8 protein-coding genes are annotated in these 14,356 nt (G+C 52.9%); 7 read left to right on the top strand and 1 reads right to left on the bottom strand.

The annotated features are described in order from the left end of the window. The first annotated feature begins 145 nt into the window (after window positions 1-145). Entirely contained in the window at window positions 146-2,023 is a 1,878-nt protein-coding gene (ftsH, locus tag OR601_RS03815) for an ATP-dependent zinc metalloprotease FtsH (protein ID WP_265592260.1), read from the top strand. A gap of 121 nt (window positions 2,024-2,144) precedes the next feature. Here the strand turns inward: ftsH and OR601_RS03820 are convergent, their stop codons facing one another. After that, on the bottom strand, window positions 2,145-4,049 hold the full coding sequence (locus tag OR601_RS03820) for a fructose-1,6-bisphosphatase (protein WP_265592261.1): 1,905 nt from the start codon (window positions 4,047-4,049) through the stop codon (window positions 2,145-2,147). Between the two features lie 220 nt (window positions 4,050-4,269). On the opposite strand from OR601_RS03820, the gene ileS reads away from it, so the two are divergent. The 6 genes from ileS to leuS all read left to right on the top strand — a co-directional run bounded on the left by ileS (window position 4,270) and on the right by leuS (window position 14,347). Continuing rightward, on the top strand, window positions 4,270-7,083 hold the full coding sequence (gene ileS, locus OR601_RS03825) for an isoleucine--tRNA ligase (protein WP_265592262.1): 2,814 nt from the start codon (window positions 4,270-4,272) through the stop codon (window positions 7,081-7,083). Then, entirely contained in the window at window positions 7,084-7,659 is a 576-nt protein-coding gene (gene lspA, locus OR601_RS03830) for a signal peptidase II (protein ID WP_265592263.1), read from the top strand. It begins immediately after the preceding gene. A gap of 2 nt (window positions 7,660-7,661) precedes the next feature. After that, on the top strand, window positions 7,662-8,690 hold the full coding sequence (locus OR601_RS03835) for an RluA family pseudouridine synthase (protein ID WP_265592264.1): 1,029 nt from the start codon (window positions 7,662-7,664) through the stop codon (window positions 8,688-8,690). Between the two features lie 63 nt (window positions 8,691-8,753). Next, window positions 8,754-10,043: a glycosyltransferase family 2 protein gene (locus OR601_RS03840; RefSeq protein WP_265592265.1), complete on the top strand. Its 1,290-nt coding sequence runs from the start codon at window positions 8,754-8,756 to the stop codon at window positions 10,041-10,043. A gap of 107 nt (window positions 10,044-10,150) precedes the next feature. Continuing rightward, a complete protein-coding gene (locus OR601_RS03845) occupies window positions 10,151-11,665 on the top strand; it encodes an IMP dehydrogenase (RefSeq protein ID WP_136012837.1) in 1,515 nt (504 codons plus the stop codon). Window positions 11,666-11,743: 78 nt separating this feature from the next. Next, the gene (gene leuS / locus OR601_RS03850) at window positions 11,744-14,347 is read left to right on the top strand and encodes a leucine--tRNA ligase (protein ID WP_265592266.1); all 2,604 of its coding nucleotides are present in this window, start codon (window positions 11,744-11,746) and stop codon (window positions 14,345-14,347) included. Window positions 14,348-14,356: the final 9 nt, after the last annotated feature.

The following is a 14,356-nucleotide window of genomic DNA, read 5'->3' on the forward strand; positions in this document are numbered from 1 at the left end:
TTGTGGGCGTTTTCAACAGTCGCTCGACCATTGAACGATGTTCTCTAATAAATGTGGTTATATAGGCAAACGCCTGTTCCACAGAGAGGGAACCACGAGGCGGTTTTTTCTGTAGCCTGCGTCCTTGAAGGAGGCAACATCAGGCATGGATAATAAGAAGAAGCGTCAATCAATGATGCTCTATATCATTATCGCGCTTATTGTCTTCGCGATATTGCGAGCCTTTGTGTATCCGTCAGTGATACCTAACACGGTCAAAGAGACTGACTATTCCACTTTTATCTCGATGGTGGATGATAACAAAGTAAATAAAGTGCAGCTTAATACAGAGACCGGGTCTATCGTCTTTGTAAGCGGCGAGGGCGATAACGCGCAAACCTACCGCACCAATCGATTCCCCGGTGACGATACGCTGGTCGAGCGCTTGGAAAAGCACAATGTTGAGTTTGCTGCAGAGATTCCGGACGGCAATGACAACTTCTGGCTTGCTTTGCTGCTTTACGGCTTTCCCTTCATTCTTATCCTCTTGGGAGGCTGGGCTCTCAACCGTCAAATGAAAAAAGCCATGGGTGACGATGGCCCCTCGATGTCTTTTGGTGGCGGCGGACTTGGCAATTTTGGCAAGTCCGGCGCAAAGGTGGTTGCCGAGAAAGAGACGGGAGTCACCTTTAAGGATGTTGCAGGTCAAGATGAAGCTAAAGAATCATTGGCTGAGTTGGTGAGCTTTCTCGAGAAGCCTCAGCGCTATGAGGCTATTGGCGCAAAGCTTCCACGCGGCGCTTTGCTCGTAGGCCCTCCGGGCACAGGTAAAACCCTTTTGGCTAAAGCTGTGGCTGGAGAGGCAAAGGTGCCCTTCTTCTCCATCTCTGGTTCTGAATTTGTCGAGATGTTTGTTGGTCGCGGCGCTGCCAAGGTACGCGACCTCTTCAAGCAGGCAAATGAGAAGGCGCCTTGTATCGTCTTCATCGACGAGATCGATACAGTGGGCAAACGCCGTGATGCCGGTTTGTCCACCAACGATGAGCGCGAGCAGACGCTCAATCAGCTGCTCACCGAGATGGATGGCTTCGACAATCACAAGGGCATTGTGGTTATTGGCGCAACCAACCGCCCTGATACCCTGGATCCAGCCCTTTTGCGCCCTGGTCGTTTTGACCGCCGCGTGCCGGTGGAGCTTCCTGATCTTGCTGGCCGTAAGGCGATTTTGGCTCTTCATGCTAATGACGTGAAGATGACTGGCGATATCGATCTTGATGTAATTGCGAGGGCCACCCCTGGCGCCTCTGGCGCAGATCTTTCGAACATCATCAACGAAGCAGCTCTTCGTGCGGTTCGTATGGGGCGCAACCGTGTGACCCAAGAAGACATTCAAGAGTCTGTTGAAGTTGTCATTGCAGGCGAAAAGCGCAAGTCTACCGTGCTTTCCGAGCGTGAAAAAAAGATCGTGGCGTACCACGAGATTGGCCATGCAATGGTGGCAGCAGCTCAAAAAGGATCGGCTCCTGTTTCGAAGATCACTATCGTTCCGCGCACTTCCGGCGCATTGGGCTACACCATGCAAGTAGAAGACGACGAACATTATTTGGTCACAAAAGAAGAGGCAATGGAGCAGATTGCGGTAATGTGCGGTGGCCGTTCTGCAGAAGAGCTGATCTTCAAACAGATTACTACCGGCGCTTCAAATGATATCGAGCGTGCTACTAAGCTGGCACGCAACATGGTTACGCAATATGGCATGAGCGATAAGTTTGGCATGGTAGCGTTGGGGCAGGTGCAAAATCGCTATCTATCTGGGGACGCTTCGCTTACATGCTCAGAGGGCACTGCCCAAGAAATTGACGAGGAGGTCATGCACATTGTTGAGGAGGCTCACCAAAACGCCCTCAAGATTCTGCGCGAGAATCTCTTCAAGCTCCATGAGCTCGCACGCTATCTGCAGGTCAAGGAGACCATCACTGGTGAGGAGTTTATGAATATCTTTACCCGTGATAATGACTATATGCCTAAACCTGATGCTCAATAAGAACGCCGTAATAATCTAAGGCAAGCAAGGCGCCAGTACCATTTCCCTAAAGGAAATGGTACTGGCGCCATTCTGATAATAATTGAGCATTCGATAACTCTAAGTTAGCAATGCTGGCGAGTTAGCGCTTGGCCCGCTCTTTAAGAAGGCCGTGATTGTAAGAGTCTAGGAGTGCGCGCAACTCGAGTATGCGCTGACGAATGGTTTCTCCTGTATCAGAGTCTTCTACGAGCAGAGGATGCTCGGCAACTTCAAATCGATCGGTGTCGCTCATGATGTCAGCATTGAGATCAAGCACATTACCAATGGAGGTAAAAGCACGATGTGCCTTGATGCGAAGGCCGCTTTTATCGGCAATAAGGGTATAGCCCGCGATGCCCGTAGTCTTGTGGTAAGCCTTACAAAAACCGCCATCGATTACAATGTGATAACCACCCGAACGAACAGGGTTTTCACCGCTAGAAGCCTTTACTGGAGTATGGCCATTGATAATATGGCCTCGCTTGGGATCGGCACCAAATTCCCGTAGGACTTGTTTGCATACGGTGGGAGAAGAGATGAGATTCCAATATTCATCTCTGGGTTCGTGCCAACAAGATTCATCGGCTACAAGACTGCGCTCAAAGGTTTTGGTTATGCGACCGCAGAGCGGGGAGTGAAAGCCACAGTACAGATAGTACATAAGATCGAGCGACTCTTGGGAGGGATCCATCCAGGCCTGGCGCGCTTCGCGGTCAAGCCAGTCAAATAGGTCTCGGCCGGCGAGGCCATGGCCTCGGAGTACAAATCGAGGGAACAAGTCGTCTTCTGTCATGGGGACGCACCCATGGAAAAGCACGTTATTGTTGCAGACCTTATACATGCCACCATGCTCGTAGAGAAAGCCTATGTGAGCATGGAGCCTGTCGCTGGCTTCAAAGGCACTCGCCAGAGATTCGATCACCGCTTCCTCTTCTAATGTGAGCTGGCAAACATCCTCGCCTTGGAGTGTGGGAAGGTCGCAGGTGACTAATGGCACATCGCCTTCGGGAAGATGGACGCAGTCTTCCTCGATATCCACCAAAGGTAAAAGCAGGCGGTCGCCCATCTCAAAATCGGGATTTCGCCTAATGAGTTGGGCTTCGAGCTTGAACAAAATGATGTCGATGGCCTTTTCCATAGGGGAGAGCACATCGCCGTCTAAGTAGGTACGTTCTGCGAAAAGCGCCAGCTCGCGAAGGGAGATGCCATAGGCACTCTCAAGAATCTCCAGGTTGCCATAGCGAAGATTGTTTCTTACCACGGCAGCCTGGCAGACACGGGAGCCACAGGCAGCCCCCATCCATACTATGTCGTGATTTCCCCATTGAATATCGACACCGGCATAGTCCATGAGGCGATCGAGGATTTTGTCGGCATGGGGGCCGCGATCAAAAAGGTCGCCCACAATATGGAGTCGGTCGACTGCGAGACGTTTGATGAGAGAAGCTAAAGATTCCACGAAGTCAGGGCCACTGCCTGTATCGACAATAGTGTCGATAATGCGCTCATGGTAATGGGTTCGGGCATCGGGTTGGTCGATTTGGTCGCGAAGAAGCTCGTCGATGATATAGGCATAAGATACCGGCATGGCTTTGCGTACTTTGGATTGCGTGTAGGCAGAAGCAAAGTGCTTTGCTACACGCAAAAGACGCATAAGATGGGTACGCCACCAGCTAAGATCGATGATTCCAGCCTCGAACTCTTTCACCATCTTTTTGTCAGGATAATAGATGAGCGTGCAAAGGTCGTCTTGATCTGCTTGGCTTAGCTCACCTGCAAACTCATGGCGAACTCCTTCGCGAATGACGCCGGAACAGTTGTTAAGAATATGCTCAAAAGCGGCGTATTCGCCATGAACATCGCTCATGAAATGCTCGGTGGCTTTGGGAAGACCTAAAATAGCTTCGAGGTTGATAATCTCGGTAAACACTGCTTGGCGTGTGGGGAACTGCTCTGAGAGAAGCTCGAGACATCTGATCTCTGGATCTGTGGGGGTTTCGCGCATAACCATCTCCAAAAGCACCAGCTAAAAGCATTCCTATATATCAATATACTCTAGGAAAGAAGTGCCTGAAAAAGCCCCCTAGGTCTCTCCACATCTTGGATCGTCATGGGATAAAGGCGAAAATCGAGTAGGCCGTAGACTGCCTGAAACACTTGTTTTATAACTGGGTGCTATTATCTTGTGCGCCTATGCATATCTAATAAAGCAAGGGAGCCGCCCGATGGCCAATCAATACAAGAAGACCACCAATCTGCCCAAGACTGGCTTTCCCATGCGTGCGGGTCTCGCTTCCTCGGAGCCTCGCCGTTTGGCGAAGTGGGAAGAGAACGATGTCTACGAGCTTGCACGCTCGCAAAATGAAGGTCATGAGACTTTCGTTTTGCATGATGGCCCTCCCTATGCAAATGGTCCTATTCACCTTGGTCATGCTCTAAATAAAATAATAAAGGACTTCATCAATCGCTACCAAATCATGCAAGGTCGTCAGATTGCCTATGTGCCTGGCTGGGACTGCCATGGTCAGCCTATCGAGCATAAGGTAGAAGAGCACCTGGGCACTAAGAAGTTCAATGAAACCGATCCCTACGATATCCGCCAGCTGTGTCGGCGATTCGCGGTAGAGAATATTGACCTTCAGAAAGCCGGATTCCGCCGCTTGGGTGTGCTTGGTGATTGGGCACATCCCTATCTCACGCTTTCCAATACTCATGATGCAGCTGATATCGAGGTGTTCAAAAAGATCTGGGATAGTGGCGCCATCTATCGCGGACGCAAGCCTGTTCATTGGTGCACCCATTGCCATACTGCCCTTGCCGAGGCGGAGATCGAGTATGCCGATGTAACAGGCCCCTCCATTTATGTGGGCTATGCCATGAAGGAGCGCCCCGAAGGACTCGAGTCCATCGAAGAGCCTCTCTATGTGATGATTTGGACCACCACTCCTTGGACTCTTCCTGCAAACGCTGCTGTGGCCATGAAGCCCGAAGCTATCTATACCGCTATTAAGCATGATGGGAAAGCTTATATTGTCCTTGCTGATCTTGCTCAGAAGGTCTGCGAGGTTGCAGGCTGGGACCTCGATTATGTAGAGGTGGACGGCAAGCCCTGGCAGGCAGTCTCTAATGAACTTGAAGGTCTTACCTATACTCAGCCCATCTTTGACGACATCACCTGCAAAGTGATCTTGGCAGATTATGTGGGCACAGAGGACGGTACGGGTGTCGTCCATATTGCTCCCGGCCATGGTGCTGATGACTTTTATGTAGGTGTCGAGAACGACGTGCCCATCATCATGCCGGTTGACGATGACGGTCGCTTCTATCAGGGGGATACCTATGGCACAGGTGGCCCTTGGAGCGGCATGGAAGTCACTGAGGCCAATCCCAAAATCATCCAATGGCTTGATGAGCGGGGCGTGCTTGTGCATGCGGGCAAGATCACTCACAGCTATCCACATTGCTGGCGCTGCAAGAACCCCGTGATCTTCCGCGCTACCGAGCAGTGGTTTGTCTCCATGGACGACACCCATCTACGCGACAACGCCTTGGACGCCATTGAGCATGATGTGCGCTGGTACCCTGCTCATTCGGCCAAGCGTATCTATTCGATGATCGAAGGCCGTCCTGATTGGTGCATCTCCCGCCAACGTGTCTGGGGTGTGCCTATCCCTGCTTTCACCTGCGCAGACTGCGGCGCCACTGTAATGAATGATGCGACCTTGGATGCCGTGATAAGGCTCTTTAATGAGAAGGGCTCTGACGCTTGGTTTATGGAAGACCCCTCTGAGTACCTGGGCGATGCGGACGTATGCCCCGAATGTGGAGGCCACCACCTTAAGGCCAACAAGGACATCTTGGATGTCTGGTGGGACTCGGGCGTCTCGCATACTGCTGTGCTTCAAAGTCGTTCAGAGCTGCGCTTCCCCGCAGATCTCTACGTCGAAGGATCTGACCAGCATCGAGGCTGGTTCCAAAGCTCGCTGCTCACCTCTATGGGCGCCTATGGGTGCCCCCCATTCAAAGGTGTGCTCACCAATGGTTTTACTTTGGATGGCCAAGGACGCAAGATGAGCAAGTCGCTGGGCAATACCATCGATCCCGGCGAGGTATGCGACTCTCTGGGTGCAGAGATTGTGCGTCTGTGGGTGGCATCCATCGACGCCACTACCGACATGCCTTGCGACAAGCAGATCCTCGAGCGTGTCTCTGATGCGTATCGTCGCTTCCGCAATACCTTCCGCTTCCTGTTGGGCGAGCTTGAAGGTCAATTCGATCCGGCTGTCGATGGAATTCCGTTCAACGAGCTTACTGCCTACGATCGCATGACATTGGCTCGTTTGGCCCAGGTACACCAAAAGGTGAGCGATGCCTATGCAGACTATCGCTTTAACCTTGTGTATCGCACGCTCTATGACTACGTGATCACCGAGCTCTCCAATGGCTACCTCAACGCCACCAAGGATCGCATGTACTGTGATGCTGCAGATTCTGTTACCCGTCGCAGTTGTCAAACCGTTTGGTACGAGATTCTTTCCATGCTCCTGCGCGACCTACAGCCCATCTTGGCCTATACCACCGACGAAGTACTCGAGTATGTTCCTGTCGCCATGCGTGAGGGCAAGGACTTCGCAGCATTGCTGTCATGGTATGAGGCTCCCACGCTTGACCAAGATGAGACGTTGCTAGCCGCCTATAATGCCCTGCTTGAGGTGCGCTCTGCCTACACCAAAGCCTATGAGGAGGCGTTGGCATCTGAGGTGATTACCGAGAAGACCACCCAAGCCACCAAGGCCCATGTGGTGCTTCCCCAAGACGATCCGGCGATGAAGTCGCTCTACGAGGTCATGGGTGGAGATCTTGCCGAGCCTTTGGTCTGCTCTCAGGTTCAGGTGTCCTTTGGCCCCGAGCTCAGCGTGACCGTTGAGCCTGCGGCTGGCGAAAAATGCCCTCGTTGCTGGAACTGGCGTGAACTTGGTGAGGATGGCCTATGCGATCGTTGCCATGAAGCCCTCGATGCTGAGCAGGGAGAAGAATAGGTGAAACATGCTCGCTCCATGGCCATCTGGTCTATTACTGCACTGCTTTGTGTGGTGGTAGATCAGGTGGTCAAGGCCTGGGCCTTAGCTAATCTTGTCCCCGGAAAACCTGTGACCTTCATCCCTCATGTGATGGATCTCCTGCTGGTGAAAAATACAGGAGCTGCCTTCTCTTTAGGGGAGGGAGCAGGCTGGCTCTTTATTGCCATAGCCCTCGCAGTAGTAGTTGGCATTGGCTATGAGATCTGGAAGCATCCCTCAACTCCCACATACCTTCTTGTCATCGGTGGCGTGGTAGCCGGTGGTGGTCTTGGCAATCTAATTGATCGTGTGGCCCATGGCTGGGTATGCGACTTTTTTGCTACCACTTTTATGGACTTCGCCATTTTCAATATGGCAGATATCTTTGTATGCTGCGGCATTGGTGCGGGGCTTGTTGCCCTTTGGCATTGGGACTCTCTGCAAGAGAAGGCAGCCAGAGCCAAAGACGCTGCTGCCGCGCGCTCTGTCAAGCTGGGAGATACATCCGTAGGCGCTGCTGATAGGCTGCGCAACTCCGCTAAGAAAGGCCGCTAGCCATGGCGGTGCTTACAGAGTTGGTCGACGATAAAGCCCATAACATGCGTTTGGATACGTTCCTTGCAAGTCTTGAGGGAGCTCCAAGTCGCTCAGCCTGCGCCAAAATCATCGAAGAGGGACATGTGACCATTAATGGCACCCCTGCTTCCTCCAAGTCTGAGCGCGTGCAAATGGGGGATTATGTACAGGCCGAGTTACCTGACCCTCAAAGCGTAAATCCAATACTTACGCCAAACCCCATTCCTTTGGATATTCGCTTTGAGGATGACCGTTTACTTGTACTTTCCAAACAGGCCGGCCTAGTATGTCATCCTAGCCCGGGCCATATAGACGACACTTTGGCAAACGCGCTTGTGGCGCACTGTGGCCCTGAGCATGTAGGGCTTTTGCAGGGAGAGGATCGTCCTGGCATTGTGCACCGTTTAGACAGAGACACCTCTGGTCTTATGGTGGCTGCAAAAGATGATGAGATCCAAAAGGAATTGCAAGATCTTATCCGCATGCGCACTCTCGATAGGCGCTATGTCACTTTGGTCCAGGGCTATATAGCTCCTGATAGCGGTATCATTGATGCAAATATTACCCGGTCGACGAGGGACCGTACGCGTCAAATGGCTACTGAGGATCCTGCTGCTCGTGGCGCCATCACTACCTTCGCCACTCTTGAGCGCTTTGAAGCCGGCCCAAAAGACGATGGCTATACCTTGGTAGAGTGTCACCTCTATACAGGCCGCACGCATCAGATACGCGTGCATATGGCTCATATACATCATCCAGTAGTGGGCGATCCTCTCTATGGTTTGGGTGATCTTAAAAAGAACCTAGGGCTTACTCGACAATTCCTTCATTCTTGGCATATAGAGTTCGAACATCCAGCGACTCATCAGTTGATTTCTCTGGCAGACACCCTTCCGGAAGATCTCTCACAGGTCCTGGAATCTCTCGAAGATAGGTCAATGGGACAGACTGAGGCAGGGGAGCGCATCGTTTCCCAATTATTCAGTCAAGCCTCTCATTCGGCTTCTTGAGGCAATGAGGGGTCAGGACTTCATTCTTTGAAGCCAACTGCGCCACATAGGAAAGAGGTAATCGTGGATTTTGCCCGTATAGGATTCACTCCCATAGTGATCTTTAACTTCATTACCTTGGTATTCTTTAGCGTGGCTTTCTTCTATCAGATCATCTACTTTTTTGTGGGTTTAAAGCAGGGAGAAGTGAAGCTCCCTGATGCAAAAAAGAACCATCGTTTTGCCTTCATGATTGCCGCGCATAACGAGGAAGTAGTTATAGGACAGCTAGTAAAATCCATTCAAGACCAAAATTATCCTTCTGAGCTTATCGATATCTATGTGGTTGCGGATGCCTGCACAGATGAGACGGCGCGGGTGGCCAGAGAGGCCGGCGCTTTTGTCTACGAGAGAAATGATCTGGCGCGTCGTGGCAAAAGTTGGGCGCTAGACTTGGGCTTTAACAACGTGCTCGATGAGAAGGGCGAGGATTACTATGACGCCTTTATTATCTTCGATGCAGACAACCTCCTGTCTCGCGACTACGTGCGCATCATGAACAAAGTGGTAGACATGGGTTATTTGGCAGCCACGAGCTACCGCAATTCCAAAAACTTTGATTCTTCTTGGATCAGCTCAGCCTATGGTATCTGGTTCATCCGCGAGGCGCGCTTCTTGAACAATGCTCGCATGATTTGCGGTGTGAGCTGCGCCATCTCTGGATCGGGTTGGATGGTGTCGAACAAGATTATCCGCTCTATGCGTGGCTGGGCATTCCACACCCTTACGGAAGATATCCAGTTTTCTACCTTTTGCGCTGCCAATGGCATCCGCATTGGCTATGCCCCTGCAGAGTTTTATGACGAGCAACCTGTGACCTTCGCTGCATCTTGGACACAGCGTCTTCGATGGTCAAAGGGCTTCTATCAGGTATTTTTCTCATACTGCAAAGAACTGCTTCACGGTATAGGTATAGGGCGGTTCTCAAGCTACGACATGTTCATGACGGTAGCTCCGGCAACGATCCTCACAGTCCTTTCCGTCATGATCAATGGCACTTATCTCATTGCAGGGTCATTAAGCCACGGTTTTTTGGCCACAGACGTTGAGATATCTATGTGCTTAGGCTCAATTGCAATGGCGTTTATCTCGGCCTATTTCACCTTCTTTGTAGCAGTGTTGCTCACAACGATCTTTGAGCGCTCCCACATTCATTCCACCAAGCGCTGGCGCATCATTGCAAATATCTTTACCTTCCCGCTCTTTATGCTCACCTACATCCCTATTAACTTGGTGGCGCTCTTCAAAAAAGTGGAGTGGGTGCCCACCAAGCACGAGTTTGCGATGTCGGTGGATCAAATCACCAGCGAGTAGCTGGCTTCATCGCAGGTACCAATCGTTGGCTTTGCGTTATCATTGCGAAGACTTGTGGCTACATTCAGTAGGCATAGCGATTGTCCTCAGCAGACCAAGGAGCATGCATGGCAACTTTCTTCCCTGGCGTATCTCACACCTTTTCCGAGTACTTGTTGGTGCCCGGCTACTCGTCTTCCGAGTGCATTCCGGCCAATGTCGATCTAAAGGCGCCTCTAGTCAAGTTCCGCCGTGGCGAAGAGCCTGCGATTACCCTCAATACTCCCATGGTGTCTGCCATCATGCAGGCAGTGTCTGGCCCCCGCCTGGCTATCGCTTTGGCTCAAGAAGGCGGTATGAGCTTTATCTATGGCTCTCAAACCGCCGAGGATGAAGCCCGCATGATTCGCGAGGTGAAGTCATACAAGGCCGGCGTCGTAGTTTCAGACTCCAACCTCACGCCAGATATGACTTTGGCAGAGGTCATGCGTTTAAAAGAGCAAACCCACCATTCTGCCATGCCTGTGACAGAGAACGGTGCTCCCCACGGCAAGCTGTTGGGTATCGTGACCTCCCGTGATTATCGTCCTAGCCGTGATCCTCAAGATAAGCTCGTTCGTGAGTTCATGACTCCTGTGGAAAAGGTCATCGTGGCTCCTGCCACCGTCAACCTCTCTGAGGCCAACGACATAATCTGGGAAAACAAGCTTAATCAGCTGCCCATTGTTGAGGAAGACGGCTCTTTGGTAGGCCTTGTGTTCCGCAAGGACTATGACTCCCACAAGTCCAATCCCAATGAGCTTTTGGATGCTTCCAAGCGCTATGTGGTAGGCGCGGGTATCAATACCCGCGATTATGCAGAGCGTGTGCCTCTTCTGGTGGAGGCCGGGGCAGATGCTTTGTGCATCGACTCTTCCGAGGGGTACTCGGAGTGGCAGGCTCGCACCTTGGCCTGGATCCGCGAGAATTATGGCGACAGCGTCAAAGTAGGCGCTGGCAATGTGGTGGATGCCGAGGGCTTCCGCTTTTTGGCAGACGCCGGAGCCGACTTTGTCAAGGTGGGCATTGGTGGTGGCTCCATTTGCATCACCCGTGAGCAGAAGGGCATTGGCCGAGGCCAAGCCTCTGCGCTCATCGATGTGTGCGAGGCTCGAGATCAGTACTTCGAAGAGACTGGCGTCTATGTACCTGTATGCTCTGACGGCGGCATCGTCTATGACTACCATATGACCTTGGCGTTGGCTATGGGCGCAGACTTCCTTATGCTCGGCCGCTACTTCGCCCGCTTCGACGAGAGTCCCTCTGAGCGTGTGACGGTGAACGGCTCCTACATGAAGGAGTACTGGGGCGAGGGCTCTGCTCGCGCCCGCAACTGGGCCCGCTATGACTTGGGCGGAGACAAAAAGCTTTCATTTGTAGAGGGCGTAGATTCCTATGTGCCCTACGCTGGTCCTTTGCGCGACGGCGTTCAGAGCTCTCTGCTCAAGATCCGCTCCACCATGTGCAATTGTGGTGCTCTGACTCTCGACGAGCTCAAAGAGAAGGCACGCCTTACGCTGGTGAGTGCCACTTCGTTGGTTGAGGGCGGCGCCCACGACGTGGTACTTAAAGAAACCAACCAACAGGTTCTTTTCAATAATTGACTATAATCGATATGTGCAAGCTTAAAAGCGCTTGAACTGCCACCCATACTCTGGGTGGCAGTTGTTATAGGAGGAATAGTGTCCGATAGCACCAACCGCAACTCTGAGCTCGTGATTCCTGAGTACAACGCCACCCAAATCGAGGAGAAGTGGCAAAAGATCTGGGAAGAAGAGAGCCTCTATAAGACAGAGGAAAATCCCGATAAGCCCAAAAAATACGTGCTTGAGATGTTTCCCTATCCCTCCGGCGATCTTCACATGGGACATGCTCGCAACTACACCATTGGCGACGCTATGGCCCGCCAGGCACGCATGCGCGGTTTTGACGTGCTGCATCCCATAGGATTTGATGCCTTTGGCCTGCCGGCAGAAAACGCCGCCATCAAGCATCACACCCAGCCGGCTACCTGGACTTATGACAACATGGATCGCGCCGTAGCCACCATGAAGCGCATGGGCTTCTCCTATGATTATGATCGCCTGGTGCGCACCTGCGACCCCGACTACTACCGCTGGGGCCAATACATCTTCCTCAAGATGTGGGAGAAAGGTCTGGTGGACAGGCGTAAGTCTCCTGTGAATTGGTGTCCTCAGTGCAATACCGTACTGGCAAACGAGCAGGTGACTGAAGGTCGTTGCTGGCGTTGCGGCACCGTGCCTGAGCGCCGCGAACTCACCCAGTGGTATCTAAAGATCACCGACTATGCAGAAGAGTTGCTAGACGATATCGACAAGCTCGACCATTGGCCTGAGCGCGTCAAGCAAATGCAGCGCAACTGGATTGGCAAGTCTGAAGGCGCAGAGATCGACTTTGCCCTGGCAGACGCCAATGGCGAGCCCACCTCCCAGCTCATGACGGTGTTCACCACCCGTCCTGACACCCTCTTTGGTGCCAGCTTCTTCCTCCTGGCGCCTGAGTACCCGCTTCTTCATGAGCTGGTAGATGGCACTCCCTATGAAGCGGCAGTGCAAGAGGTCATCGATATCGCCGAGGCTACCAGTGCAGTGGATCGTGCTTCCGGAGATACCGAGAAGCACGGAGCCTTCACTGGCCGCTATATGGTCAACCCTGTAAACGGTCGCTTGCTGCCTATCTGGGTAGCCGACTATGTGCTTACTGACTACGGTACCGGCGCTGTCATGGGCGTCCCTTGCGGCGACGAGCGCGACTTCCAGTTTGCTCGTAAATACGATCTGCCCATTCCTCCCATCATCCTCGAGCCAACCGACCCCCTCTATCCTGAGCTGGCTCAAGAAAAAGATCTGATAGTGACCAACGTGCCTTGGGATCATGCCATGGCTGCCGAGGGCATCTTGGTACAATCCGGCCCCTTCACCGGTATGAAGGGCGGCAAGCATTCCGAAGGTACTCAGGCCATCATCGAATTCTTGGAAGAGAAGGGCGTGGGTCGACCCGCGGTCAACTTCCGCCTGCGCGATTGGCTCATTTCTCGGCAGCGCTATTGGGGAAATCCCATCCCTGCCGTTCATTGCCCTCATTGTGGCATCGTGCCCGTGCCGGAGAGCGACCTGCCGGTAATGCTGCCGGATAGCCTGGATCTTTCGGCAGGGGAGACGTTGGCTGAGTGCCCTGAGTTTTACGAGGCCACCTGCCCTGTGTGCGGTGGCCCTGCTCGGCGTGAGACTGACACCATGGATACCTTTACGGATTCCAGCTGGTATTACCTGCGCTATTGCGATCCCCGCAACGATCGGGAACCCATCAGTCACAAGGCAGCAGACCGCTGGATGCCGGTGGATAACTACATCGGCGGCATCGAGCACGCCATCCTACACTTGCTCTACTCGCGCTTCTGGACCAAAGCCATGCGCGACATGGGCATGATCGACGTGGATGAGCCTTTCCTGGATTTGCTGTGCCAAGGCATGGTCAAAGACGAGAACGGCGACGTCATGTCCAAGTCCAAGGGCAACGTGGTGCCTCCCTCGAGCGTCATCGACCCCTATGGCGCAGACACCATGCGTCTGGCGATCCTCTTTATCGCCCCTCCCGAGAAAGACTTCGACTGGGATCCCAAAGCGGTAGCCGGCTGCAACCGCTTCTTGAAGCGCGCGTGGAAAAGTCTCTGGGAGGCCTCGCTTTCGGCTGCACAAAACGCCGGATCCATCCAACAGGCCAAGGCAGACGCTAAGGCTGGTATCGATCCTCGCGAGCTGGATGAGGCCGGCCAAGAGCTTCTGCGCGAGATCCACAGGCTTGGCATCAAATGCACCGATGACTATGAGCGCAGGCAGTATAACACTGCCATCTCGGCGCTCATGGAGCTCATGAATGCCGGCAACGCCTATCTCGCCAAGACGCAGCCAGCAGACCGTCATGCCGCCTTGCTCTATCGCTATGCCCACGATCTGGCCACTATGCTCTCGCCGGTATGCCCCCATTGGGCCGACGAGCTGGGTCACGAGGCCTTGGCTATGGACAACTCCATGTTCGATGAGCCTTGGCCTACCTTTGATCCTGCACTGGCAGCGGCCGACACCGTGGAGATCGTAGTGCAAATCAAGGGCAAGATCCGTGCCCGTCTCAACGTATCTGCCTCCGCCACCAAAGATGAGTTGGAGGCTGCCGCCCTCGATGCCGTAGCCTCAGAACTGTCTGGCAAGCAAGTGATGAAAGTCATCGTAGTGCCCGGAAAGCTCGTGAATATCGTCGCCAAATAAGGAACGTGT

It is taken from the genome of Leptogranulimonas caecicola (genome assembly GCF_023168405.1).
In the GTDB taxonomy this organism is placed as follows: domain Bacteria; phylum Actinomycetota; class Coriobacteriia; order Coriobacteriales; family Atopobiaceae; genus Leptogranulimonas; species Leptogranulimonas caecicola.

Bases quoted from the DNA above. Each gene is read 5' to 3' on its own strand.
- ftsH (WP_265592260.1), top strand. From the start codon at position 146: ATGGATAATAAGAAGAAGCGTCAATCAATGATGCTCTATATCATTATC.
- OR601_RS03820 (WP_265592261.1), bottom strand. From the start codon at position 4,049: ATGCGCGAAACCCCCACAGATCCAGAGATCAGATGTCTCGAGCTTCTC.
- ileS (WP_265592262.1), top strand. From the start codon at position 4,270: ATGGCCAATCAATACAAGAAGACCACCAATCTGCCCAAGACTGGCTTT.
- OR601_RS03835 (WP_265592264.1), top strand. From the start codon at position 7,662: ATGGCGGTGCTTACAGAGTTGGTCGACGATAAAGCCCATAACATGCGT.
- OR601_RS03845 (WP_136012837.1), top strand. From the start codon at position 10,151: ATGGCAACTTTCTTCCCTGGCGTATCTCACACCTTTTCCGAGTACTTG.